The 25,748-nt window shown below is 52.5% G+C and carries 25 protein-coding genes; 6 read left to right on the top strand and 19 right to left on the bottom strand.

The features are described 5' to 3' along the window. Nucleotides 1-23 precede the first annotated feature (23 nt). The 3 genes from creC to cdd form a co-directional block, all read right to left on the bottom strand. Nucleotides 24-1,454 (bottom strand): two-component system sensor histidine kinase CreC, encoded by a 1,431-nt coding sequence (gene creC, locus ACO0LM_RS24760; protein ID WP_423040940.1) that lies wholly within the window; start codon nt 1,452-1,454, stop codon nt 24-26. Further along, nucleotides 1,451-2,176 carry a two-component system response regulator CreB gene (gene creB, locus ACO0LM_RS24755; protein WP_423040938.1) on the bottom strand — a complete coding sequence of 242 codons (726 nt, stop codon included), beginning with the start codon at nt 2,174-2,176 and terminating at the stop codon, nt 1,451-1,453. The genes creC and creB overlap by 4 nt, the downstream gene beginning before the upstream one ends. Nucleotides 2,177-2,286: 110 nt before the next feature. Further along, nucleotides 2,287-2,688, bottom strand: coding sequence for a cytidine deaminase (cdd, locus tag ACO0LM_RS24750; RefSeq protein ID WP_422982711.1), 402 nt, complete (start codon nt 2,686-2,688; stop codon nt 2,287-2,289). Nucleotides 2,689-2,904: 216 nt separating this feature from the next. Between cdd and ACO0LM_RS24745 the strand changes: the two genes are divergently transcribed. Beyond that, entirely contained in the window at nt 2,905-3,582 is a 678-nt protein-coding gene (locus ACO0LM_RS24745; RefSeq protein ID WP_423040936.1) for a DUF5610 domain-containing protein, read from the top strand. A 92-nt stretch (nt 3,583-3,674) separates the two neighbouring features. On the opposite strand, the gene ACO0LM_RS24740 is transcribed toward ACO0LM_RS24745, so the two are convergent. The 7 genes from ACO0LM_RS24740 to rbsK all read right to left on the bottom strand — a co-directional run bounded on the left by ACO0LM_RS24740 (nt 3,675) and on the right by rbsK (nt 12,125). Further along, nucleotides 3,675-4,517, bottom strand: coding sequence for an isopenicillin N synthase family dioxygenase (locus tag ACO0LM_RS24740; RefSeq protein WP_423040934.1), 843 nt, complete (start codon nt 4,515-4,517; stop codon nt 3,675-3,677). A 12-nt stretch (nt 4,518-4,529) separates the two neighbouring features. After that, nucleotides 4,530-5,528, bottom strand: coding sequence for a nucleoside hydrolase (locus ACO0LM_RS24735; RefSeq protein ID WP_423040932.1), 999 nt, complete (start codon nt 5,526-5,528; stop codon nt 4,530-4,532). Nucleotides 5,529-5,910: 382 nt separating this feature from the next. Then, nucleotides 5,911-6,882, bottom strand: coding sequence for an ABC transporter permease (locus tag ACO0LM_RS24730; RefSeq protein WP_423040930.1), 972 nt, complete (start codon nt 6,880-6,882; stop codon nt 5,911-5,913). After that, the gene (locus ACO0LM_RS24725) at nt 6,879-7,961 is read right to left on the bottom strand and encodes an ABC transporter permease (RefSeq protein ID WP_423040928.1); all 1,083 of its coding nucleotides are present in this window, start codon (nt 7,959-7,961) and stop codon (nt 6,879-6,881) included. Before ACO0LM_RS24725 ends, ACO0LM_RS24730 begins: the two co-directional genes overlap by 4 nt. 111 nt (nt 7,962-8,072) lie before the next feature. Then, nucleotides 8,073-9,602, bottom strand: coding sequence for an ABC transporter ATP-binding protein (locus tag ACO0LM_RS24720; RefSeq protein ID WP_423040926.1), 1,530 nt, complete (start codon nt 9,600-9,602; stop codon nt 8,073-8,075). A gap of 283 nt (nt 9,603-9,885) precedes the next feature. Next, nucleotides 9,886-10,890: a BMP family lipoprotein gene (locus tag ACO0LM_RS24715; RefSeq protein WP_423040924.1), complete on the bottom strand. Its 1,005-nt coding sequence runs from the start codon at nt 10,888-10,890 to the stop codon at nt 9,886-9,888. A gap of 305 nt (nt 10,891-11,195) precedes the next feature. Continuing rightward, on the bottom strand, nt 11,196-12,125 hold the full coding sequence (gene rbsK, locus ACO0LM_RS24710) for a ribokinase (RefSeq protein ID WP_423040922.1): 930 nt from the start codon (nt 12,123-12,125) through the stop codon (nt 11,196-11,198). Between the two features lie 457 nt (nt 12,126-12,582). Between rbsK and ACO0LM_RS24705 the strand changes: the two genes are divergently transcribed. Next, on the top strand, nt 12,583-13,017 hold the full coding sequence (locus tag ACO0LM_RS24705; RefSeq protein WP_423040920.1) for an SRPBCC domain-containing protein: 435 nt from the start codon (nt 12,583-12,585) through the stop codon (nt 13,015-13,017). Nucleotides 13,018-13,204: 187 nt separating this feature from the next. Here the strand turns inward: ACO0LM_RS24705 and ACO0LM_RS24700 are convergent, their stop codons facing one another. Then, nucleotides 13,205-13,396 (bottom strand): Thivi_2564 family membrane protein, encoded by a 192-nt coding sequence (locus tag ACO0LM_RS24700; protein ID WP_422982731.1) that lies wholly within the window; start codon nt 13,394-13,396, stop codon nt 13,205-13,207. A gap of 66 nt (nt 13,397-13,462) precedes the next feature. After that, nucleotides 13,463-13,795, bottom strand: coding sequence for a collagen-like protein (locus ACO0LM_RS24695; protein WP_423040918.1), 333 nt, complete (start codon nt 13,793-13,795; stop codon nt 13,463-13,465). A gap of 387 nt (nt 13,796-14,182) precedes the next feature. Here ACO0LM_RS24695 and ACO0LM_RS24690 point away from each other — a divergent pair, with 387 nt between their 5' ends. After that, nucleotides 14,183-15,286, top strand: coding sequence for a carbohydrate kinase (locus ACO0LM_RS24690; protein ID WP_423040916.1), 1,104 nt, complete (start codon nt 14,183-14,185; stop codon nt 15,284-15,286). Then, complete coding sequence (locus ACO0LM_RS24685; protein ID WP_423040959.1) at nt 15,286-16,212, top strand: pseudouridine-5'-phosphate glycosidase; 927 nt, start codon at nt 15,286-15,288, stop codon at nt 16,210-16,212. The genes ACO0LM_RS24690 and ACO0LM_RS24685 overlap by 1 nt, the downstream gene beginning before the upstream one ends. Nucleotides 16,213-16,267: 55 nt before the next feature. Here ACO0LM_RS24685 and ACO0LM_RS24680 read toward each other — a convergent pair whose 3' ends face one another. The 6 genes from ACO0LM_RS24680 to ACO0LM_RS24655 form a co-directional block, all read right to left on the bottom strand. Then, entirely contained in the window at nt 16,268-18,022 is a 1,755-nt protein-coding gene (locus ACO0LM_RS24680) for a DUF3426 domain-containing protein (RefSeq protein ID WP_423040915.1), read from the bottom strand. Between the two features lie 5 nt (nt 18,023-18,027). Beyond that, entirely contained in the window at nt 18,028-18,939 is a 912-nt protein-coding gene (gene prmA / locus ACO0LM_RS24675; protein ID WP_423040913.1) for a 50S ribosomal protein L11 methyltransferase, read from the bottom strand. Nucleotides 18,940-19,310: 371 nt separating this feature from the next. Further along, nucleotides 19,311-20,678, bottom strand: coding sequence for an acetyl-CoA carboxylase biotin carboxylase subunit (gene accC, locus ACO0LM_RS24670; protein WP_423040911.1), 1,368 nt, complete (start codon nt 20,676-20,678; stop codon nt 19,311-19,313). A gap of 110 nt (nt 20,679-20,788) precedes the next feature. Continuing rightward, complete coding sequence (gene accB, locus ACO0LM_RS24665; protein WP_422982745.1) at nt 20,789-21,241, bottom strand: acetyl-CoA carboxylase biotin carboxyl carrier protein; 453 nt, start codon at nt 21,239-21,241, stop codon at nt 20,789-20,791. A gap of 145 nt (nt 21,242-21,386) precedes the next feature. Continuing rightward, nucleotides 21,387-21,824, bottom strand: coding sequence for a type II 3-dehydroquinate dehydratase (gene aroQ / locus ACO0LM_RS24660; protein WP_423040909.1), 438 nt, complete (start codon nt 21,822-21,824; stop codon nt 21,387-21,389). Between the two features lie 78 nt (nt 21,825-21,902). After that, nucleotides 21,903-22,439 (bottom strand): TlpA family protein disulfide reductase, encoded by a 537-nt coding sequence (locus tag ACO0LM_RS24655; RefSeq protein WP_423040907.1) that lies wholly within the window; start codon nt 22,437-22,439, stop codon nt 21,903-21,905. A gap of 282 nt (nt 22,440-22,721) precedes the next feature. Between ACO0LM_RS24655 and ACO0LM_RS24650 the strand changes: the two genes are divergently transcribed. Together ACO0LM_RS24650 and ACO0LM_RS24645 are read left to right on the top strand one after the other, a co-directional pair. After that, nucleotides 22,722-23,969 carry a YjgN family protein gene (locus ACO0LM_RS24650; protein WP_423040905.1) on the top strand — a complete coding sequence of 416 codons (1,248 nt, stop codon included), beginning with the start codon at nt 22,722-22,724 and terminating at the stop codon, nt 23,967-23,969. 19 nt (nt 23,970-23,988) lie between these two features. Next, complete coding sequence (locus ACO0LM_RS24645) at nt 23,989-25,035, top strand: M48 family metallopeptidase (protein ID WP_423040903.1); 1,047 nt, start codon at nt 23,989-23,991, stop codon at nt 25,033-25,035. Between the two features lie 70 nt (nt 25,036-25,105). On the opposite strand, the gene ACO0LM_RS24640 is transcribed toward ACO0LM_RS24645, so the two are convergent. Then, a complete protein-coding gene (locus tag ACO0LM_RS24640; protein WP_423040901.1) occupies nt 25,106-25,717 on the bottom strand; it encodes a hypothetical protein in 612 nt (203 codons plus the stop codon). Nucleotides 25,718-25,748 lie beyond the last annotated feature (31 nt).

The following is a 25,748-nucleotide window of genomic DNA, read 5'->3' as shown; positions in this document are numbered from 1 at the left end:
GCCTGTGACGTGCCTGCATGTGACTACAGAGGCAGATTCAGGCAGGCGCGGGTACCACCCTGGGGCAGGTTGCTGACGCTGATGCTGCCCTGATGCAGCAGAGCGACTTCACGCACGAAGGGCAAGCCCAATCCGGTGCTTTTGGCGGCAGTTGGCCTGGGCAGGGAATAAAAGCGGTCAAAGATTTTATCTTGTGCATAATCGGGTATGCCTGGCCCCTGATCCTGTACGCCGATCTGCAGTTGTTGTGCCGATTCTTTTGCTTGCATGTGTATCGTGCTGCCGACGGGGGCAAAGTCTATGGCATTGTCCAGCAGATTGCCGATGGCCTGGCGCAAGAGCAGTACATCACCCATGATGCCAGGGTTGGCAACGATGCCAGTAGCATCAATCTCCAGGTTCAGGTTTTTGGCCGACAGGGCAGCTTGCACATCCTGTGCGCATTGCTGTAGCAACTCTGGTACCTGTATGGCTTCGGCATGCTCCAGGCTTTGCTGTTTTTCCAGTTTAACCAGGGCCAGCAGTTTGTCTATCAATTGTTTCTGGCGCTGGTTTTGTTCGAGTATGTTTTGCAGGAAGCGTTGCCTGTCTACCGTTGGCATGTCTTCACGCATCAGTTCGGCAGAACCCTGTATGGATGCAATCGGGCTTTTCAACTCATGTGCCAGGGTATGCATCAGTTGCTCTACATATTGCTTGCCTTCCAGCCGGTTGCGCATGGATTCCAGTGCCCGACCCAGCCTGCCAATTTCATTATTGCCCAGGGCCGGCAGGGTTGCCTTTTCACCTTTTTCCACACTGCTGGCGTAAAGCTGCAATTTGCGCAAGGCCTGGTTCAGCCACCATGAAAACGCAATACCTATCATCAGGGAACCCAATAACATCCATGCACTGCGCTGGAGTATCTTGCGCTGACTGCGTTGTACAAAAGGATTGATGGTGGAAATGGCTTTGGCGACCGTCAATGAGCCGATGATATGGCCACGGTCCATGATGGGGGCTGCCACATGCATGATACTGCTGGCATCATCACCCGGGTCGGCACGGGTGCTGCGTGCACCATATTGACCTTGCAGGGTTTTGTAGACATCATTCCAGCGCGAATAATCCTTACCGACGTCCTTGCCATCGCTATCAAAAATGACCAGGCCTTTGTCATTGGTGATATACACGCGGTAGTCGAGACTGTTCTTGCGTATGCCGCTGATGTTGACATCGACACTGCGCTGCGCATAGTTTTGCAGGCGCTTCATTAAAGTGCTGTCGGAAGTATTGCCGCTTGCCACATCTTCCGCCACCAGCGTTGCCAGCATTTGGGCGGTATCGATCAGGGTATCTTCCAGCGTGGCACGTACCCCCGGTTTTATTTCTTCCACCACCACATTCAATACCAGCCAGGCCGTCAGACCCAGTATCAAAAAATATCCCAGCAGTATGCGCAGGCCTATCTTCATGCGAGGCTCAGGCTGTAACCCATGCCGCGATGTGTCTGTATGCCTTCGTCACTGCTGTCTGTCAGTTGTGCATCCGCTGCATCGTGGCTGCCCAGCCGTGTCTGTCGCAGTTTGGCACGCAATGATTTGATATGCGCATCGACGGTACGTTCCAGTGTCTCGGGCGCGTTGGTCCAGACTATTTCCATTAGTTGTGCTCGTGAGAATAAATGCCCGGGACGTTCCACCAGGGTTTTGAGCAACAGATATTCATAGCGGGTCAGGTTCAGGGCATGTCCGTAATACAGAATGCGCGCTTCATCCTGACGCAATTCAAAGCGTTTGGCTGGGCCCATGTTTGTCTGTGGATTACCTTGCTGGCGCCGTAAAATGGCGCGTATGCGGGCCACCACTTCGCGTGGTGAAAATGGCTTGGTCACATAATCATCGGCACCGATTTCCAGGCCGACGATACGGTCAATTTCATCATTGCGTGCGGTCAGAAAAAGTACCGGCGTATCTGAAAACTGGCGCAACTGCCGGCAGACATCAAAGCCATTGATATCTGGCAGGCCGATATCCAGTACGATCAGGGCAGGTGTGATACTGGCCTGACGCAGCATGCTCAGCGCTTGCTGCCCCAGACTGACATGGGTAGGCATGAATCCGTCTGTGCCCAGTGCATACGCAAGGTTTTCTGCGATGCTGATTTCATCTTCGATAATCAGTATGGATTTGGACATGCAGGCGGATTGGCTCAGAAATGGGAAAAGAAGAGAAACAGGTCGATTAAGCCAGAACGTGGCCGTAACGTGGACTGAGCCGACCGGCCCAGTCCTGATTCATTACCAGTTTATTCAGGCTTGAGGTAAAACGCATCAGGCAATTGGGCACCGGCTGTGGTGGTTTTCACGTCACCTTTCAGATTCGTCAGCAGCACCGGTAAATCCGGGCCGCCGAGTTCAATGATGACCTGGCGGCAGGCACCGCAAGGGGCGATTGGGCCCTCGGTGTCACCGGTGACGGCAATCGCGGCAAAATCACCAGGGCGATAACCGCTGGCAACCGCGCTGAACAGGGCAGTACGTTCGGCGCAATTGCATAAACCATAAGAGGCATTTTCTACATTGCAACCAAGGAAAACTTTGCCGTCCTTGGTCAGTACGGCAGCGCCGACCTTGAATTTGGAATAGGGCGCATACGCAGACTCGCGTGCAGTGTTTGCAGCTTGCAATAATTGGTCTTGATTGAGCATGGTGTTCTTTCGTTGTGATAGGCGTTATTGTAGTATTAAACCAAGGCAGTCAGTGTATTTACCGTCAAGCAGAGGGGTAAATCAGGTAGCGATGAATAACCAAGGCGGGGACGTTATTTTCAGCGATGATTTTCTTTTATCATTGTAATTTCCAGGTTTTTGGTCCATAACGAAGGAATAAAGATGCGTTTCTGACCTTTACCAGAGGGCAATAAAATGAGTATCAGTATTTCTACCCAGGACCTGTATGTCCGCACTTACCAGACTGCGCAGACCAATACACCGAAAACTGCCGACGCCAGCGACGAAACCGGTACTGCAGACGGCACGACAAACAGCACGACTAACAGCACGGCAGGTAGCACGACGGTCAGCCTGCAAAGTGGCAACAGCGATACCGTGGTGTATGCCGACCCACGCCTGAACAAGACTGCAGCACCTGATTTGCAGGCCCTGCTGGAAGAGTCAGATCGCAAGGCGCAGGAAATTGTCAATCTGATCAAGCCACTGATTCAGCAACAGGGATTGGATTTATCCAAGGTGGTCAGTGGTGAGCAGAAAATTTCAGCCAGCCCCGAAGCCATCAAGGCGGCGCAGGCCGCGATTGCCGACGGTGGTGAATTCAGCGTGCAAAAAACTGCTGAACGCATACTGAGTTTTGCCAAGGCGGCGATTGGTGATGACCCGGCCAAGCTGGACAAGATCACTGCTGCAGTCGAGCAGGGTTTCAAGGAAGCTGCAGATATCCTGGGCGGCAGCCTGCCAGATATCAGCAAACAAACCCTGGAAGCCATACGCACCGAATTTTCGCGTTGGAAATCAGAGGGTATACCTTCCGGTGATACTGTCAGTCTGGCCAAACCCACGACATCAGCGACCCAAAAGGCAGCTTGATTACATAGTAGGGTGCGCATGGCGCACCCTACAAAAAAAGCGCATCAGGAAACTGATGCGCTTTTTTATTTGCAGACCCGGGATAAAAAAATTTACTTCTTCACACCCAGTTCACGCAAGCGTTCTTGCAGGTAGCTACCCGAAGTATGACGCTCAGACAACACCACGTCAGCGCGCGGATGCAAGAACAGTGGCAGCGAGATACGTGATTTTTTCGCTTCTTCACCGGTAGGGTTCAACACGCGGTGGATAGTCGATGGATAGTAGCCGCCAGAAGCTTCATCCAGCATGTCACCGATATTCACGATCAGCATGCCAAAGTCGCAGGGTACATCATGCCAGGCATCATCCTTGCCCTGTACTTGCAAGCCAGCCTGTGTGGCGGCTGGCAGCAGGGTCAGCAGATTGATGTCGCCGTGGGCGGCGGCACGCACTGCATCGGGTTCTTCATCACCACGCAGGGGTGGGTAGTGTAAAACGCGTAGCAGAGTCAAGTCGCTGTCGGTGATCATATCTGACAAGGGCATGGAATACTTGGCCTTGATGTCAGCCGGTGAATGATCTTCTACCCATTGCAACAACTCTGCGGCCAGCTTTGCACCATCGTCGTAATACTTGCGTGCTGCATCCGACACTTCAGATGGATAACGGCCACCAGGGTAGATATGATAAAACTCTTTCAGGTCACGCTTGGTCTGGCCCTTGGCGGTTTCGGAAACTTTTGGCGAAAAATAGCCATCCATTTTCTCAGGATTAAAGTCATACTTGTTCTTTGCATCCGTCTGGAAAAAGTCATACCATTCCTTGTAAATGGTTTCCAGCACGCTTTGTGACAGAGGATGATTGGTCAGGACACCAAAGCCGGTGCGGTGCAGGCTTTCGGTGAATTTTTTCGCGGCATCGGGGGCGCGATAATCAACTGGTTCGATAAACATGATGGTCTCTCCTTATTGCGCCAGTGGTGCCTGCAACCAGCCTGACGACAAGGTCGCATCAATCAATTGTTTGCATGCTTCGGCATCGACTTTCATGCAAACGCGGGTTTCTGGTTTACTGGCTTCCCAACCGGCTTGTGGATAAGGGATAGGCAGTTTTGCCATCATGGTCTGGCCATTGCCTATACCTTCTTTGGCAACGCGTACGCGGCCAGAGTTGGTCTCGAAAATCTGTGGTGCCACCAGCCAGACAAACGCCAGCACATCATGGCCATAGCAAGCATGACCCAGATCTGGGCGTATGCTTTGGTAGAAATTGGCATAGAAGTTCACTGCATGCGACAGGGTATCCATGGCCACATGTTTATGCTGGTCTGCCAGACGCGCAAAGAAAGTCGAAGGCAAGACCACGCGATGGGTGACATCCAGGCCGACCATGGTCAGGTCCCAACCGGCGGTAAAGACCAGGTCAGCGGCATCCGGGTCATTCCAGACATTGGCTTCTGCCACGGGCGAGACATTGCCCGGTTCATCGACGGTACCGGCCATCAGGACTACCTGCTTCAACAGCTTGGGCAGTTGTGGTTCCATCTTCAGGGCCAGACCCAGGTTACCCAACGGACCAACGGCGACCAGGGTGATTTCACCCGGGTGCTGACGTGCCATCTTGACGATGAATTCTGCTGCGCTTTCTACCTCTGCCTTGCCACCGACTTCAATACGGCTGTTCAGGTTACCCAAACCGTCAGCACCGTGGATGAAATCTGGCGGCATGCCAGGCGCTTTGGCGAAAGGTACTGGTACCCCTTGTGCTACCGGGATGGAACGACCAGCAATGCGCGTCAGGTACAACGCGTTAGTGGTTGCCTGTTCAACGTGGACGTTACCAAAGGTCGTGGTAATGCCGACCACGTCGATATCAGGATGTGCCAGGGCAAAGTACAAGGCCATGGCGTCGTCCACACCTGGATCGGTATCAAAGATGACTTTGTGTTTCATTGTTGCTGACATGTGGATGCTCTCCAAAATTACACCGGCTGGCCATTGGGCAGAACCCAGTCGCGATGTGAATTGTTGCAGTTGACCCGGTTCAAGGAGGTCGAAATTATGTTGTGTGGTGCAAGACCTAAAGGCTCACCACAGAGACACAGAGGGGCACAGAGAAGAGCATGAGGAAAAGCCGAGAAGGTTGCAAGATTGTAGGTTGGGCCGGGCCACGATTAGCTACGCTTCATCAGCCCAACACTCAGCATTTCAAACACGTATACGATTATCCTGGGTTGAGTGTTGGGCTGGTAAACCGTAGCCCAACCTACAGGATTCTTTCGCCTTTCTCTGTGACCCTCTGTGCCTCCTCTGTGTCTCTGTGTTGAAAAGGTCTTTACACAATAAATTACCGTGACTTCACAAACGGCTGGCCTATCGCTTTCGGGGCGACGGACTTTGCCATCAAGCCTGCCAATACGATTACGGTCACGACGTAAGGAATCATTTGTATCAAGGAGCCAGGTACCTTGCCTATGCCAGGGAAGACCACGCCTTCTATCTGTACCTGCAATGCGGCGAAGAAGCCGAACATCAGGCAGCCCAAGGCTGTATGCAAAGGCCGCCAGTTACCAAATACCAGTGCCGTCAAGGCCAGGTAACCGTTACCGGCTGACATGTCACGCAAGAAAAAACCGCTTTGTACGATGGACAAATAAGCACCAGAGAAAGAACACAATACGCCAGCACACAACATGGCCATGAAGCGGGTGCGTTCTACATTGATACCTGCCGCATCGGCAGCGTGCGGGTTTTCACCGACGGCGCGCAGGCGCAAACCAAAGCTGGTGTGGTACAAGATCCAGTGGACCAGGGGGATCAGGGCAAACGCCAGGTAGACCAGGGCGCTATGGCCGCCGATGAGCTTGGTATACACCCAACCCAGGAAAGGGATACCGGCAATAGCTTCAGCGCCTGGAAAAACGATATCAAACAGACGGGCGTCACCCAGGTCAGGCGTGCGGCCCCCCTGCTGGAACAGGTATTGGGCGATCACAAAGGTCAGACCGCTGAGGGTAATATTGATGGCAATACCGGCGACCAGTTGGTTACCCTTTTGCGTGATACTGACAAAACCCTGCAATAGCGCAATGGCGACCGAAATGCCTATGCCTGCCAGTATACCCAGCCAGGGGCTCTTGGTGGCAAAGGCCACAGCCGCCGAGACAAAAGCCGCCGCCAGCATCTTGCCTTCCAGTGCCAGATCGACTACGCCGCTGCGTTCTGCAAACAGGCCAGCCATGGCGGCAAACATCAGTACCGGGGCATTGCGTATGGTCGATACCAGAATGCTGGAAAATTGAAAATCATCAAACATCATTTTTCCTTACGCTTGAGCAGGGCAGACAGGGCAGGGGCATACAGGTTTTCCATGGCACCGCAGAACAGGATGATCAAACCCTGGATAAAGATAAACGTCTCTGGCGGGATATTGGCTTTTTCCAGCGACAAGTCAAAGCCACCCTGTATCAGCGCGCCAAACAAAACCGACGACAGCAAAATACCAAGCGGATGTTGACGCCCCATCAGGGCAATCGCGATACCGATAAAACCGGCACCAGCAGGGAAATTCAGGTTCAGGTAATGGGTAGAACCCATGACAGAGTTGACCGCAGCCAAACCTGCCAGCGCACCCGATATCATCATGGTGATGATGATGGTCTTGCTGATGGAGATACCTGCATAATGCGCCGCATGCTGGTTCAGGCCAGTGGCACGCAACTGGTAACCCCAGGTGGTACGCCAGACGACAACGCCATAAATCACCAGTGCCAGCAGCGCCAGCACAAAGCTGATATTCAACGGTGTTTCGCCCAGTACTGGCAAAATGCTGTTCAGTTTAGGCAGCCAGGCAGCATCGGCAAATACGCGGCTGGCAGTATTTTGCTGGCCAATAGGGATAAGGAAACTGACGATCACATAATTCATCAAACTGGCGGCGATGAAGTTGAACATGATGGTCGTCACCACCACATGGCTACCGCGTTTTGCTTGTAAATAACCCGGCAAGAACGCCCAGGCCGCACCAAAGGCAGCACTGCCCAGCATGGCCAGCGGTATCAGTAACCAGCCCGGCAGGCTGGAATCGAGTGCCAATACCACCAGGGTCAGACCCAGGCCGCCGACATACATTTGGCCTTCGCTACCGATATTGAACAAACCGGCCTGCATCGCTACCGATACTGACAACCCGGTGAAGATAAAAGTCGCTGCATAAAACAGGGTGTAACCCAGGCCTTCAGGATTCAGCACTGCAGCATTGATCAGGATGCCCAGGCATTCTACCGGGCTTTCACCCAGCAGATAAATCACACCCGCCGCGACCAGTAAGGCGGAGAACAGGTTTAACAGCGGCAGGGCAAATGCGGTGGCCCAGCGTGGGAGGTCGGCTTGATTCATCTTTGTTTGGTCGCTTGTCTGTATTCGCTTTGTTTCTTACATGTGCTTGCTAAGGCGCTATCGGGTCTGTGCGGTTTGTACCGTACATCAATGTGTGCGTATCAATGTGGGTCAATGCGTGTGTATGCCACCCATGAGGCAGCCAATCTCGGTTGCATCAAATTCTTCCGCCTTCAATTCACCGGTGATGGCACCGCCAGAGATGACCAGGATGCGGTCAGCCAGGGCGCGTACTTCTTCCAGTTCCACTGATACCAGCAAGATCGCAATGCCGGCATCACGCATCGCCAGCAGGCGGGTATGCAAGCTTTCTATCGTACCTATATCAACGCCACGGGTAGGCTGGCCCACCAGCATCAGCTTGGGGTTGGCGGCGATTTCACGTGCCATCACCACTTTTTGCTGATTACCGCCAGACAGCAGGGCGATGCGCAAATGCGGATCAGCCGGGCGCACATCAAACCTGGCCAGCAAGTCGGTGCAATTCTTTAATATGCTTTTGTAATCGAGCAAGCCAAAAGACTTGCCCAGTTTTTTCTGGTAACCCAGGAAGCTGTTCATCATCACCGAGAAATTCTTGATGACGGCATCGCGCAAACGGTCTTCCGGCACGTGGCCTATGCCCAGTTCACGGAAAGTCGCTGGCAAACCATCGGCGTCCTTGCGACCGGCAAAGGGTAAATCCTTGCCCTGCATTTGCAGTTTGCCACTGGTGGGCAGGCGCATGCCGCTCAAGATTTCCAGTAATTCACTCTGGCCATTGCCCGACACACCGGCAATCGCCACAATTTCACCAGCACGGATATTGAAATTGACATTCTTCAGCAGACTCACTTTTTGCGAATTCACCAGATTGAGGTCTTTGACGTCTAGCACCATCTCGCCCGGCGTATAGGCAGCACGTGGTAAGTGGGTGACGATGGGTCTGCCCACCATCATCTCGGCCAACTGGACGGTAGTGGTGTCAGCCGTGGCGACAGAGCCGATAACGGCACCTGCACGCATGACCGTGACCTGGTCAGTGATTTCCAGAATCTCTTGCAGCTTGTGGGTAATCAGGATGATGGTCTTGCCCTGTTCCTTGAACAGGCGCAGCACTTCAAACAGCGAAGCGGTTTCCTGCACCGTCAGGACGGCGGTGGGTTCATCCAGGATCAGGATATTCGCGCTGCGATAAATTTGCTTGAGGATTTCTACCCTTTGTTGCACGCCGACGGACAAGTCCTGTATCGTCGCCAGTGGGTCGACATCCAGCGAATAGCGTTTGCAAATTTCACGCAGTTTGGCTTCGACTTCATGACGTTGCGGTTTCAGCCGAAAACCGCCTTCCATACCCAGCATGACATTGTCGAGCACGGTCATATTTTCCACCAGCATGAAATGCTGATGTACCATACCTATACCCAGCTTGATGGCTTCCTGGCTGTTGCGGATGTGGTGTTCTGCGCCATTGATGAGCAGCTTGCCACTGTCGGCGCGGTAATAGCCATACAGTATGCTCATCAGCGTGGATTTGCCGGCGCCGTTTTCACCGATCACGCCATGGATGGAACCCGGTGCAATGGAAAAGCTCACATCACGATTGGCCTGTACCGCGCCAAAGCGTTTGGAGATCTGTTGAAATTCGACTGCTGGCTGCATACTTTAGCGTTTCTTTAAAATACGATGTGCGACAGATGGGGGCGAAGAACGTGTTTACGATCTGTAGCGAGCGAGCGTCAGCGGGGTAAGGGTAACAAAAACGCAGCGCAAAAAAGCGGAATGTACTTAAGTACATGAGCATTTTGAGCAGCGCATGAGCCCCGATCACGCTCGCGCTTAAGATCGTAAACACGTTCTAAACATCAATCAGGGCGCAAAGCATCTGTAAAAGATACTGCGCCCCTCATACATTAGCTGTTACCTACTACCTGACTACTTGGCATCAGACCGGACACTTATTACCTTCACGGAAATCAACCACCTTGATCTTGCCGCTGATGATGTCTTGCTTGGCGGCGTTCACGCGTTTTTCCATATCGGCGCTGACGACGCTGCGGTTGTCCTTGTCCAGTGCCCAATCAACGCCACCTTCTTTCAGGCCCTTGTACTGGGTACCGTTTTTCCAGTTACCGTTTTTCAGTTGCATGAAGCTGTCATAAATGGCTTGATCCACGCGCTTGACCATGGACGTCAGCATATTGCCAGGGTGCATATAGTTCTGGTTGGAATCCACGCCGATACCCAGCTTGCCTTTTTCTTTGACTGCTTGCAAAGTCCCCAGGCCACTACCGCCGGCAGCGGCAAAAATTACGTCCACGCCGCGTTCAAACTGTGCCCTTGCCAACTCGCCGCCTTTGGAAGGATCGTTCCATGCAGCAGTGGTGGTGCCGACCATGTTTTGAACGACTTCAATCTTGGCTTCTGTGGCTTTCGCCCCTTGTGCATAACCACAAGAAAAGTTGCGTATCAGCGGAATATCCATGCCGCCGACAAAGCCGACCTTTTTGGTTTTGCTGGCAATGGCTGCTGCCACGCCGACCAGGTACGAACCTTCCTGTTCCTTGAACAGGACTGAGCTGACATTGTCACCAGTAGCAATACCGTCGATGAGGACGAACTTTGTTTTTGGAAATTCTTTGGCGATGTTTTGTACGGCCTGTGCCTGACCAAAACCGATAGCGGCGATCAGGTCCACATTTTTACGGGCCAGATTACGCAAGACCTGTTCAGTCTGGGTGTCGCTGGCAACCTGTACCTCAAAGAAATTGAGTTTGGTTTCTTTCTTGAAGCGCTCTGCACCCTCGGAAGCTGACTGATTGAAGGATTTGTCAAACTTGCCGCCCGCGTCGTAGATCACTGCAAATTTAAGATCTGCAGCATACGCGCTGGCCGCACCACCGAATGCCATCAGGGTTGCCAGGGACAGGCAGATTTGCTTGAGTTTCATGAAATTTCCTTATTCAGATGTCATAGTGCCGACGTGCTTGAAGCTATGCGCATGCGGTACCCAAATTAAAAACCATGTTTCGCTACCGCCAGGCTGACTATCCTTGCTACGGAGCCAGCCTGGAAAACCTGTGCAAGCCTAACATGGTGCAGACATTTCGTTTCAGCCACGAGGGCAAAATTTTATCAAAAACAGTGTTGCTGCTGGCAGCAGGGCATCAATCGAGCATGAACAGGGAATTAATCGAGCGTTATTTGCTGCCCGCGCCCACTTTTGGTGCCAAATTTTGTATTTACTTCAGACATTCAGGCTGCTTTGCTGACCGCCATGAACTCCAGCACTTGCTGGCGTTGTGGTATCGATGTTTGCGCCCCCAGCTTGGTGACCGTTAAAGCTGCGGTGTATTGCGCTTCGCGGCTGGCATCAACCAGGCTCAGGCCATTCGCGATACCTACGGCGAAGGCACCGACAAAAGTATCACCGGCAGCAGTCGTGTCCACCACGTCCACTTTCACGGCCGGAATGAACTGGCTGCCTGTGCTATCGGTAATCAGGGCACCGTGTTCACCCATGGTCAGCAAGACGGTCGCTGTGCCACGTTGCAAGATTTGTTCCGAGGCAGCTTTGGCGCTGGCCTGATCGACCACCGTGACGCCGCTCAGTTGCGATGCTTCGGTTTCGTTCAAAATCAGATAATCAACCTGGGCCAGCAAGACGTCGCTCAGGTCTTGTGCGGGGGCGGGATTCAGGATGACTTTGACCCCTTTGCTGCGGGCAATTTCTATCGCACGGGTGACGGTTGCCAGTGGGGTTTCAAGCTGGCATACCAGCAGTTGCGCACCGGCGATGGCGGCGGTGGCGGCTTCCACCTGGGCGCTGGTCAGGGTGGCATTGGCGCCTGCTGCTAGCACGATGCTGTTGTTGCCATTGTCATCGACCAGGATACCGGCAACACCGGTGGCCACGCCTGCCACTTTGGCCAGGTGGCTTAATTCCATCCCTTCGGCGGCCAGGCAGTCATGAGAAAAACAGCCAAAGCCATCATCACCCACGGCACCGATGAAGCTCACCTGTGCACCCTGACGGGCCGCGGCAACAGCCTGATTGGCACCTTTACCGCCAGGTATCTGTCTGAATTCATGCCCATGCAGGGTTTCACCCACGGCTGGCATGCGTGGCGTGCGAAAAACCAAATCCATATTGACACTGCCGACTACAGTTATGCGTGGCTTCATGATGCTTTTTTCTCGATAAAAAAGTGTCGCGCAATCGTTTGCGCAATCGATTTCGTATTTAACTATGGGGGCTGTTTAACGTCAAGCGCAATCTCGATTTTTGGTCAAAAAATGTGCAAAGACGCGGCTAGCTGGCAACCCTGTAGTTGGCATTATTTTCAGTCTTTGATTAGAGCCGGTTCAGGGCAGAATTTTATTGCGCTGCACCAGTGACGTGACCATGAAGTTATGACAGTTACAAGTGCAAATTGTTCTGCGATTTCGCCAAAGCGGGCTGATTGTGGGGCTGCTTTGGATGGATGTCAAATTCGATAATCCCGTCATGCCGGTTTGTGAGCATTTACTTATTTTAATTGTTATTATGGTATTTATTGTGGATGCTTGCCTTGACTCAGCGCATAATCACATAAGCACACTAAAATTTCAGGACTTGTGAACCCACGGAAACGAAGCGGCCATGACAACATTCAATACATCTCGTGAAATCCCGGCAGGCGTAGAGCAGGTCTTTGCCGCAATCAGCGATCCGGAACGTCTTGCACTGTGGTGGGGTCCTGCTGGTTTCACCAATACTTTCATTGCCTGCGAATTCAGGACTGGTGGACGCTGGTCTTTCATCATGCATGGACCAGACGGTAAAAATTATCCAAACGAAAACGTGTTTACAGATATACAAGCGCCAGTGAAGCTGGTTGTTCAGCACGCATCCGAGCCACATTTCCTTTTGACCATAAACCTGGCTCCGTCGGCGGCGGGAACCCTCGTGTCCTGGTCGCAGGCATTCGACGACCCCGATGTTGCTCGTCATATCGAGCACATCGTCGTCCCGGCCAACGAACAAAATCTGGACCGTTTGTCTGCGGAGGTCATGCGCAAGCTGGCTAGTGACTGAGCCGGCGTTGCAGCGAATCCTTTATGAGTGCTGGGCTTGCTAGCGATTTTTGATGCTGTTGGAGGCTGATCTGGTAATAAAGATCGCTTGGAGATTTTCTGCCGGAAGGTTAAAAAAACCGCCAGTCGGCGGTTTTTTTCACATCTGTGACACTGGTAACTGGTACATGGTCATTTCTGAAAGGAAGCTACCAGTGTATGGTCGGTATGTGTATGCCGGGCATGATTCCCAGCGCCGACAAAATGATCACGATCAGCAAAATAATAAACAGCACGCGTACTATTTGCCCGACTGGGGCAGGTAAGGGAAGCATGCCCACCAGCCACCAGATTAGCCCGAAGACGACCAGATAGATAATGAGATTGATGATCTGATTCATATTTTCCTCAGGTAAAGTACGGGCAGGTCAATGCCCGCTTTTTTTGCCAAATGGGCTAGGTGATAATTATTTCGGGGGTAAAACGACAATAGTATCACCAGGTTTACCGGGTTCGCCAGTTTTTCCTTTGGCGCCGTCATAACCAGGCGAGCCTGGAACACCTTTGTCACCGGTTGCGCCTTGCATGCCTTCTGCACCAGTTGCGCCAGTAGCTCCAGTTGCACCAACCGAGGCGGGCGCACCAGTGGCACCGGTAGCGCCGGTTGCACCAGGCGCACCAGCGGGGCCGGGTACTGCTACAGGCACAGGCACAGGAACAACGACCTGAGCCGGTTGGCGATCACATGCGCTTGTCGCCAAAACGCCAATAATTGACAGTAAAAGAATGGAAAATTTCATGGTAGGGACCTTGGTTGTATATAAATAAAGAGGAAAAAGAAGCAGGGCCGGGCAAAGGCAGGGAAAGAGTTTTCTTTGTACTTGCCCATGTCACTGCACTTTTCTGAGGATGCATGTAAAAACATTTACATTCCGTGCGCTAGCAAACATATTGAAAATTAGTTTTGTTTTATATTGGTTGAACCGGTAATAAAGAGTGTTGCTGATACCAGATTTGATAAGTTGTACAAACATCAAACCAGTGTCGGCTTTCATGGAAATTGATCAAACCCGCTGCCGCAAGGTATGCGGGATTTTTTTTGTGGAACAATTTAATTGACATTGAAAAGACAAATGTTTATTGTGTTAAACAATTGTTTTTTTAGTTTTTTCCAGGTAAAACTTGCCATGAGTCCCCCTATCTCTAAAAAAGAACAGCTTTACCAGTTGATTGCTGCCCATCCTTTCATCTCACAGCAAGAACTGGCGGATCAGCTTGGTTTGTCGCGTTCTGCCGTGGCGGGGCATGTCGCAGCACTGATACGTGAAAAACGCCTGCTGGGGCGGGCCTATGTCTTGCCGGATCAGCATGCCGTAGTGTGTATAGGCGGGGCAAATATTGACCGCAAAATGCGCACGCTGGGGCCTATGCAGATGGGCACATCCAACCCTGTGAGTCAGCATGAAGCCTTTGGCGGCGTGGCACGCAATATTGCAGAAAACCTGGCGCGTCTGGGTTTGCCTGTGAATCTATTGTGTGCTGTGGGGGATGATGCTGCCGGCCAGAGCATCTTGACGCAGGCGCAGTCCGTCGGCATTGATGCCAGAGCCAGCTTGCAAATTGCCGGTACCCTTAGCGGCAGCTATACCGCCTTGCTGAATGACGAAGGCGATATGGCGCTGGCGCTGGCGTATATGGAATGCTGCGAAGCCATGACGCCCGAGTATTTGCGTAGCCGTGCCCCCCAGCGCAGTGCCGCTGCTTTCACTATTGCAGACTTGAATTTGCCCGCAGATAGCATAGCCTTGCTATTGGAAGAGGCTCACTTGCAGGCCAGTCCATTGCTGCTGGTGGCAGTGTCGCAACCCAAGATGGCGCGCCTGCCCGAGCAGTTGCAGGGGTTGCGTTGCCTGGTACTGAACCGTGGCGAACTGGAAACGGTGGCCGGGCGCAGTTTACCTCAGCTAGAGGACGTGGCCATTGCCTGCCACCAGTTACAGCAGCGCGGTGCCCGGGACGTGATCATTACCCTGGGTAGCGACGGCGTTTTATATACCGATGTTGCAGGCAAGCATGGCATCAATCATCTCGCTGCACCAAAGGTCAGTGTGAAAGATGCGACTGGCGCTGGCGATGCCTTCTCGGCCGGAGTGGCCTGGTCTTTGTACCATAGTGCCGATGATCTGGGACTGGCTTGCCAGCGTGGTTTGAAGCTGGCTGCGCTGACCATCCAAAGTGAGGCGACTGTTGCGCCTGCGCTGAACCACCATATTTTTAATGAGGAAACATGATGCAATCTTATCTGGTCTTGTCGGACGAAGTCCGCGCTGCCCGCCTGGCAGCCAAACCCGTGGTGGCGCTGGAATCCACCATCATTTCTCACGGCATGCCTTACCCGCAGAATGTGCAGACGGCGCGCGAGCTGGAACAGATTATCCGTGACCGTGGTGCCGTGCCGGCCACCATCGCCATCATGAATGGCAAGATACACATAGGCTTGTCTGACGCCGAACTGGAATTGCTGGGCAACACGCCGGATGCCATGAAGGTCAGCCGCCGTGATCTGGCGTATGCCCTGATCAACAACAAACTTGGTGCCACCACCGTGGCCGCCACCATGATCTGCGCAGCATTGGCAGGCATAGAAGTATTTGTTACCGGCGGTATAGGTGGCGTACATCGCGGGGCCGAAACCAGTTTTGATATTTCTGCAGACTTGCAGGAACTGGCAAGAACTTCAGTTGCCGTGGTCTGTGCCGGAGCCAAATCCATACTCGATATCGGTTTGACGCTGGAATATCTGGAAACCCATGGCGTGCCTGTGGTCAGTGTGGGTCAGGCGGCTTTCCCGGCGTTCTTTACCAGGGACAGTGCTTACCAGGCAGATTTCCAGCTGGATACGGCAGAGCAGCAGGCCGACTTTATCCATGCCAAATGGACGCTGGGTCTGACCGGTGGCGTGGTGATTGCCAATCCGGTACCTGAAGTGGCAGCCATGCCAAGAGAAGAAATTGAAAGCATCACCCAGTCAGCCTTGCAGCAGGCTGATGAGTTGGGTATCAAGGGGAAGGCGATTACCCCTTTCCTGCTCAATCGCATCAAACAAATGAGCGCTGGACGCAGCCTGGAAACCAATATTTCCCTGGTGAAGAATAATGCAGTAGTCGGTGCGCGACTGGCGCTGGCCTTGCATCATTTGCGCAAGCGTACGGTATAAAAACCATAGCGATGACGACACATTGCGCCGTCATCGCGGATGAAATGAGTCCTGATCAGGGATAGAAGACACTGACGTGATAGCCAGCTGCTTTCAGCTTGGGCAATTCGAAATACAGTTTGATATTCTGATCGCTGCCTGCCGTGAAGCCTTTGCTCAGTTTGTCTTTTTCGGTCAGGTAATCTTCCGGGCCGAAGACGCGTTGCAATACGGCCTTGTCCTTGGTATCGTTCAATATTAACTCTACCGTCGGCCATGCCTGCACGAGGCTGCTGTGGTTCTGGATTTGCATGACCAGCAAAAAGACATTCCTGTCCGGTGCCAGCGCCTGCAATTCATTCGACTCCACGGTGATCTGCTCGATTTGTGCCGGCAGCTTAACCTGGCATTGCAAGAGCTGGCAGGCTTGTTGCAGATGCGGCTTGCTCTCTGGCAGCCAGGCTGCCAGTTGGCTGCGGAAAATATATGCGCTTTGGGCCAGCAGCGATGGGAAAAGCAAGAGCACCATCAGCGTCAGCATGACGGTTGTGACACGTTTGCGTCGCTGCTGCTTTTCAGCCTGAATGACAAAATTGGGGCGATGCGCTTTTTCATCTGCATCGCTGCTTGAATCTTCGCTGACGGCTGCATGATTTGCCAGCGCGGCTTCTTCAGCGCCTATATACGCGGCCTTATCGGTTTTATCATCAGATGGTTTGATCTCAGCCTCAGCCTGTGAGGTGGAATCGGTTTCTACGGGAGCTGTTTCCTTGTGCCGCCAGACTTTGGTGGTCGTGGCTGGCGCTGTATTGCTGCTTGTGGGCTTGGTGTCTTCTGCACGTTCATTGATGGACCAGTCTGCAGTTGGCGGATCCATCAATGCGGCGCGGGTTTCCAGCTCAGCTCTTGCGACGTCGCTGTCACTGATGTCTTCCATGGTGGTAGGGAAGCTGCCATCGCCCAGGTCAAAATCAATAGTAGAAGCACTGACCACTGGCGCGGGCTTGACGACAGCAGTGGGCGCTACTGGCGCAGTTATGGCGGCAATAGGTTTGCTGGCCTTGCTTTCGGCCGTTGTGGCGGCAGCTGGTTTTGCTGGTACTGGTGTTGCCTTGGGCTGGTCCAGATTCTCTGCTTCAAATTCTTTTTCTGCCTTGGAAATGGCAGCCAATATTTCATTGCCCGGCTTGTTGATCAAGGGTTTACCTGCGGCTGAAGCGGTGACTGGAGCGATGGCAGTGACTGGCGCTGCCGGTTCAGCGGGCGAGCGTGTACTGACAGCCGGCCCTGTCCTGGCAACTGCTTTAATCTCAGGAGCAGGGCTTGCTTCAACCGCAGGTGCCACTACTGGTGCAGGTGTGGCCGGGGTAGGGGCGGGGGGCGGTGTCGTAGCTGCAACCCCTGCCGCGTCCCATAATAGAATGCGGTGGTTAGGGGCGGGGACCGTCGGTGTTGTAGCTGTAACTGGAACACTAGCCGCAACTGGTGCCGGAGCACTTATGTTTGCTGCCTGTGTTACCGGTTTGGCTGCATTACTGGTCGCTGCGGGCGTGGTTGGTGTGTTTGGTGTGCTTGCCTTGGCAACTGGGCTTGGGCCTGGAGTTGCTGGTGTTGCAGCTACTGGTGTTACAGTTGCTGATGTTGTAGCTACTGGTGTTGTAACTGCTGGTGTGGCAACTACTTTTTGGCCATCAGCCGGGATCAGGTTTTCAACCGCATTAAAGGTTTGCTGACACGAACCGCACCTGACCAGGCCCGCATGCAATTTCAACTGGTCATTCGCTACCTTGAAGGCAGTTTGACAGTGGGGGCAGCGGGTAGCCAGGGCCATTTGCGTCAGCCGTCCAGTCTGCCTGACAGGGCAACCCAGCCTTCGTGTTCGGCCCAGACGCTGAGCTGAATGAATGGGGCATACGCTGCGGCCACTTCTTCTGCCTGTCTTGCCAGTACGCCAGACAGTATCAAGGCACCGCCGGGGGCGACACGGCCAGCCAGCATGGGAGCCATCAGTTTCAACGGGCTGGACAAGATGTTGGCGACCACGATATCAAATTTTTCTGGTGCCGGATGAGCAGCGCCAAATGCTTCCGGCAATGCGTATTCGATCTGGCATTGATTGCGTTCTGCATTGTAGTTGGCTGATTCTATCGCCTGCGGGTCAATATCAACACCGATGACTTTGGCAGCTCCCAGTTTGCTGGCCACCATCGCCAATATGCCGGAACCGCAACCATAGTCGAGTACCGACAGGTTTTGCGGCGCATGTGCTTCCAGCCATTCCATGCACAGTCGTGTGGTAGGGTGGCTGCCAGTGCCAAAAGCCAGGCCGGGATCGAGTTCAAGGATCAGGCCATTGCTATCAGGAGCATCGTGCCAGCTCGGTACGACCCAGATATTTTTACCAATATGGATGGGGGCAAACTGTGATTGCGTGAGACGCACCCAGTCCTGCTCTTCAACCTGGCGGGTGATATAGGCAGGTGCGGTTGCCAAGCCGACGGCAGTTGAGGCTTCGGTTACCAGTGTGGCATGGTCGCAATCCATATTGGCCAGGGCGACAACGCGGCTGCGGTCCCAGGCGGCTTCATCCGGCTCCATGCCGGGTTCGCCAAACAATGGCCTTTCGGCATCCGTGCCTTCGTCTGCATCTTCGACGGAAACAGACAGTGCGCCCGCATCCATCAGGGCATCTGACAAAGCCTCTGCCTGTTCACGCGCCACTTCAATCACTATTTCTATCCAACCCATATTGCTACTTTCTTATACAACGTTATTACTTCAAGAAACTTCAAGACCAAGAGGCTCGCCTCAGAGACACTGAGGAAGCGCAGAGAAAATCAAGAGAAAAACAAATTCATCCTCGACATCAACACTGCGCGCGTCCGCAATACAGGTCTGCGGTGTTGATTTATTGTATTAAAACATATCAACAGCAAAAAAGCTTACCACAGAGGCCGGATAACAAAGCCAAAAGCACAGGGAAAAACTTGTGTTTTCTCTGTGCTTGTTTTCCCTATTTGTAGGTTGGGCCGGGTCTGGCTCAACCTACGATTTTGAGATAAGCCTAAAGCTTTCCTCTGCGCCCCTCGGTGTCTCTGAGTCTCTGTGTTGAGAGGTCTTTACTTCGATTTTTTGGACAACTCTGGCATATCCGCCAATTTGTGTTCCAGATAATGAATATTCGTGCCGCCTTCAATGAAGCGGGCATCGATCATCAACTCGCGGTGCAGCGGGATGTTGGTCTGTATGCCTTCGACCACCATTTCCGACAAGGCGATCTGCATGCGGCGGATAGCCTGCTCGCGCGTTTCACCATAGGCGATGACCTTGCCTATCATGGAATCATAATTCGGTGGCACGAAATAGCCTGCGTAAGCATGCGAATCCACGCGGATGCCAGGACCACCCGGTGTATGCCAGGACGTGATGCGACCTGGTGAAGGTGTGAACTTGAACGCGTCTTCGGCATTGATGCGGCACTCAATGGCGTGACCCTTGAGGATGATATCAGTTTGCTTGAAGCGCAGCTTTTCATTGAAAGCAATACGTATCTGCTCTTGTACGATATCGACGCCGGTGATCATTTCCGTTACCGGATGTTCAACCTGTACGCGGGTATTCATTTCAATGAAATAGAATTCACCGTCTTCGTACAAAAATTCAAACGTACCTGCGCCACGATAATTGATCTTGCGGCAGGCAGCGGCGCAACGGTCGCCGATTTTTTCTATGATCTTGCGCGGAATGCCAGGTGCAGGTGCTTCCTCGATCACTTTTTGGTGGCGGCGTTGCATGGAGCAATCGCGCTCACCCAGCCAGATGGCGCTGCCATGCTGGTCGGCCAGAATCTGGATTTCCACATGGCGCGGATTTTCCAGAAACTTTTCCATATACACTTCCGGATTGCCAAAGGCCGCGCCAGCTTCCGACTTGGTCATGGTGACCGCGTTCAGTAAGGCAGCTTCGGTATGCACCACGCGCATGCCGCGACCACCACCACCACCGGCAGCCTTGATGATGACCGGGTAGCCGACCTTGCGGGCGATTTGCACGATGGCTTTTGGGTCATCCGGCAATGCACCTTCAGAGCCAGGTACGCATGGCACACCTGCCTTGATCATGGCATGTTTGGCCGAGACCTTGTCACCCATCAGGCGGATGGATTCGGCACGTGGGCCAATGAAGACAAAGCCGGATTGTTCTACGCGTTCGGCAAAATCGGCGTTTTCAGACAAAAAGCCGTAACCTGGGTGAATCGCCTGGGCATCGGTGACTTCAGCGGCGCTGATGATGGCCGGCATGCTCAGGTAACTCAAATTGGAAGGAGCCGGGCCTATGCAAACAGATTCGTCGGCCAGCTTCACATATTTTGCTTCGCGGTCGGCTTCAGAATGCACGACCACGGTTTTGATACCCATCTCGCGGCAGGCGCGCTGAATACGGAGCGCGATTTCACCACGATTGGCGATAAGAATTTTTTCAAACATGATTTAACTTTGCTGTGGCAATGGTTGCAATTGCATTAGCGGAAAATCCAGTTTCCGTGCTCGCTGGCTGATTGCCGCAGGCACCGATATTTCCCTAATGCGCGCCTGGATTAGCCAATCACGAACAGCGGCTGACCGTACTCAACAGGCTGACCATTTTCAACCAGGATCTGTTTGACCGTGCCTGAGAAATCGCTTTCGATTTCATTCAGCAGTTTCATCGCTTCGATAATGCAGAGAGTGTCGCCAACATTGACGCTCTTGCCGATATCGGCAAATGGGGCTGCGCCAGGAGAGGCAGAACGGTAGAACGTACCAACCATAGGGGATTTGACGATATGGCCATCCGGCACCACGGGTGCTGCTGTGACCGGTGCTGCGGCGACAGGTGCGGCTGCCGGCATCATTTGATGCTGGGGTTGCTGCATCATGACGACTTGATTTTGTGGCATCGCAGATGATTTGACGATGCGGACTTTTCCTTCACCTTCAGTCACTTCCAGTTCTGCGATATCTGATTCTGCTACGAGGTCGATCAGGGTCTTGAGTTTTCTTAAATCCATGTGGAATCCCCTTGAAAAAAGTGGTTCTGAATTAATTGAGACGCGCAATTCTGAGCAGGAAAACAGCTCTGACGATGCCGCCGAAGCTTGGATTATATACGAAATAAGCCGTCATTATCGGCAAATTGCGCGAAGATGCGAGAATTTAAATATTTTTGAGGGAAAAGTCAATCGCCAGGCGATAGCCGTCGGTACCGAGGCCGCAAATGACCCCTTTGGCAATTGCCGACAGAAAAGAATGATGTCTGAAGGCTTCTCTCTGATGCACATTGGAGATGTGCACTTCGATAAATGGTATGGCAACAGCAGCCAGTGCATCCCTTAAGGCAACGCTGGTATGTGTCAGGCCGCCCGGGTTGATGATAATAGCATCGACTTGCTCTTTTTGGGCAGCATGAATGCGATCAATTAATGCGCCTTCATGATTACTCTGGAAAAAAGCCAGTTCAGCGCCTGCGGCACGGGCTTGCGCCTGGGCTGCAGTCTCTATTTCTGCCAGGGGCGTGGCACCGTACGTGGCAGGCTCACGACTGCCCAGTAGGTTCAGATTGGGGCCATTCAGCAGCAGGAGTTTGCTTGCCATAGTCACATTCAATTTGACGAAGATGGGCGCATTTTGCCGCTAATGGCGTTAGATTGGCAAGGAAAACCGTCGCAACTTTTATTTTTCAGAAGAAAATTTGGCGATGTCGGCACGCAATTCCTCCATTTTCAGACGGCCAAGGTAGTTTTTGACAACTTTACCGTCCGGTGCAATCAGAATAGTAAACGGCAGGCCACCAGCCTGATTTCCCAACTGACGCGACAATTCGCTGCCTTCCATGCCGGCGGCAAACAGCGGGTAATTGATTTTGTATTTTTTTGCAAATTCGGCAATATTACTGGGGCTATCTATACCCAGGCCTAGTATCTGTACTTTTTTCCCTTTCAGTTCTTGCTGCAAGGTGGACAGTTCCGGCATTTCCTGTACGCAGGGCGCACACCAGGTCGCCCAGAAATTGACCAACAGATAACGTCCTTGCCATTGCGTCATGGCCTGGGGTTTGCCATCGCTATCCTTGAATTGCTGCGCCATTAACTGCGCCACTGCCTTGTTCTCGGGCGGTGTGGGCGTTGTCTGGACGTTACCGGCATAAATGCCCAGACCGGTCGACAACAGGCCGAGAACGATGGCCAGACTAATAAACTTCTTGTTCATACAGGGATTCTTTCACAGGGCTGCATCCAGACCGTGATGGTAGCGCAGCTTGTTGATTCGTGCTGAGAGAAGTGCATTACCTGAATCGTCTGGCTGCGTTGAAACGCAGCGCACAATATATCTCCCTGCTCTCGGCTGTCAATGCCAGGCTGCACGTGGCACACCCTGCGATAAGGGTAAATCCATCAACCATTTTACAAAATTTCACAAAAGTGACTGCTCCTATGGTATTTTGCGAGGTCGCGCTGATGATTAATTATTAAATTTACAATATAAAAAAGCATGCAAACAAGCACAGACACAGACAATACCGCTCCCTGGCAGGTGCCGCTGGGGACGGATGCATCAGTCGCAGACGCATCTTTCGCCGTAGGTGATCTATCGCTGATCAAGGACCTGGTTCATGCTCAGGCCCCCGCCCGAGCGATGCATCCAATTACTTTCACTGGCAATGGCCGTGAATATTTCCGTATTTGGATAGTTAATCTCTGTCTTAGCCTGGCGACACTGGGGATTTATTCTGCATGGGCGAAGGTAAGACGGTTGCAATATTTTGACCGTAATACCCAGCTTGATGGCGCGGTGTTCAATTTTCATGGTAATCCCAAAACCATTTTGCGTGGCCGCGTGCTGGCTGTGCTGCTGCTGTTTTGTTATCACTATCTGTTCACCTTGTCGAAAACAGTGGCGCTGGTGCTGTTTATCATCTTCTTGTTAGGCATCCCCTTCATGATGCGCAGCGCTATGCAATTCCGCCTGCGCAATACCAGTTTCCGTGGATTGCGCTTTGATTTTAATGGCAAGCTGACCGAGTCTTACCAGATATATTTGCCGGTTGCCCTGGTGTTCCTGTTGCCGGGTCTGATCGGGGTACTGTATCCGCAACAAAAACTGTATGTCGGTCTGGCGTTTCTGGTCTATCTGGCCTGGCCCTGGCTGCATGCCCGCATGCGTATTTACCAGCATGGCAATCTGTCTTATGGCAAGCTGGAATCACGCTGTTCACTGACCGGCAGTGCCTTTGGCTGGTCGTATTTTGCTGCGGCTTTGTCGCTGATCGGTTTTGTCACTCTGGTGGTGATCGTCAGCATGATTTCCATGTATTCAGTCAAATTGTTCAATCCTGATGCCTACAAGCATTACGCTAATGATTATGGCTGGTTGATGGCCTTGGGCGTGATGGCGATGGTCGTGGTCGTTTACCTGATATTTTTAATTTGCGGCTGTTTTTTGCAAGTAAAAATCTGGAATAAATCATGGAATGCCACCACGTTTCCTGGCGTGCAAATTCACTCTACGATTCCGTATTTTGCCTATTTGCGCCTGCAATCCAAAAATCTGGTGCTGACCTTGCTGAGTCTTGGCCTGTACCGGCCATTTGCCGTCATAAATGTTTATCAATTCCGGTTGGCTCACATCAACCTGGTGGCCGATCAGTTTGATCAGGTACTGGCAAGCAATGTTCCTCAGCATGGCCAGGCGGTAGGTGACGGTTCGGCTGACCTGTTTGGTTTTGATTTATCCTGGTGATTGAAGCAAAGGCGACGATATGATTTCCGCGAATTATTTTGATCATCAACGGGGCGGGCTATATCCAATCTGGCTGGATTTGCAAGGCGCTTTTATTACCCTTAACGGTGACGGCGTGAACAAGCATTTTCCCAGACAGGAATTGCAGGTCGACGAAGTGTTCATGCATGCCCCTTGCGTGTTGAATTTTGCTGATGGCAGTCATTGTGAGATCCATGATGCCGCACACAAGCAAAGTTTGCTGGCATGGCTGAACCATCAACCTTCGCAAGTGCAGCGCTGGCAAAAAAAATGGCAGGCGGCCCTGCTGGCCATCATTGTTATGGGCGGCATGCTGCTGGCTGCCTATGATTGGGGGGTGCCGGTCTTGGCTGACAGTGTTGCCAAAAGACTTCCTGTCAGTTATGAAAGGGCTCTGGGTGCGGAATTGATGACCGCGATTGACAGATCCTTCATGGAACCCAGTAAATTAAGTGACAAAAAAATTGCCAAGGCTGAGCAGTTGTTGCGGCGTTTGCGCCCCAAGGACGCGAGGGTACCTATTCATCTGGAAGTGCGCTATGCACCCAAGATAGGGGCGAATGCCTTTGCCTTGCCGGGCGGCACAGTGGTGGTAACCGATCAATTGATCGATTTGATTGTTGGCTACGGCGGGAATGAATTGGAAGGCTATCTGGCCGATGAATTGTCCGGTGTATTGGCACACGAAATTGGTCATGTACAAAAAAATCATGCCATGCGTCGTTTGAGCCGGGATGCCATGATCACCGTCATTGCTGGTAGCCTGTTTGGCGATTTCAGCTCGGTCGCCACGCTGGCACCGACTGCCTTACTGAATCGTGAATATTCACGCGAAATGGAAACCGAAGCCGATACCTATGCCATAGAGCGCCTTAAGCAGCTAAATATATCGCCTTCCCATCTCGCAGATACACTGGAAGCCATGCAGAAACAACATGGCACTGGTGCCAAAATACCCGCCTGGTTACGCGCAACATTGAATTACAGCAGCACCCACCCGCCAACTGAACAACGCATAGCGCGCATGCGGGCGGCGGCACTGTAAAGTATTGAAAGCAGGGGCTTAGTGGAGTAGTGTCGTGCTGGCCAGGTAATTCTCAGCTATCAAAGGGAAATCAATCCCCTGCCAGATCAGTTTGATCTTCCGCAATCAATGCACGCAAAGCATGGAGATTTGCTCTTTCCGTACTTTTGCCATGGCCGCTACGGATGTCGTCCTGGTCGTGCAAGACCAGGTGAACACCTTCGTTCTTGTGCATGAAACTCAGGGTTTCTATGCGGTCATTACGATTATTGAAACTTTCAGATACTTCAAACTGCATTTCCTTGTTCAGCAAATAAATCGCTACCTCTTTGGTATTGTCGGCAAACAAATGCAAATAAATGTCGGAATGATTGCCTGCCGTGCCGTTCAACACGGCTCCGACCAGATAGGGATGGAAGCGTTCGAGTTCTTCCATGAGTTCGACGGCAAGTTGGCGCAAATGCAATAAACGCTGAGACTGGGTATCGCCAAAGAACAATTCATTGTATTCGCGCACTTCCTGTTCGACCTGTGCGTTGTCGGGCAGGATATCGCCCTTGATTTTCTGGTTGCCCAGCAGTTGCTTGGCGGCCTTGCGCTTGGCTGAGGCATAGTCGGCACCATCTTCGGCGATCATGCGCGCTGCCAGGGCAGCAATCTCAGCCCGCAGGCTTTCGGCTTCGTTTGGTGTATGGATCATCATGTGGTCATCATAACTGAATACGTAAGCCCCC

It is taken from the genome of Undibacterium sp. Di26W (assembly GCF_049340265.1).
Taxonomy (GTDB): Bacteria; Pseudomonadota; Gammaproteobacteria; order Burkholderiales; family Burkholderiaceae_D; genus Undibacterium.
The sequence above is the reverse complement of the archived record's forward strand: the minus strand, read 5'-3'. Positions and strand labels throughout refer to the sequence as shown.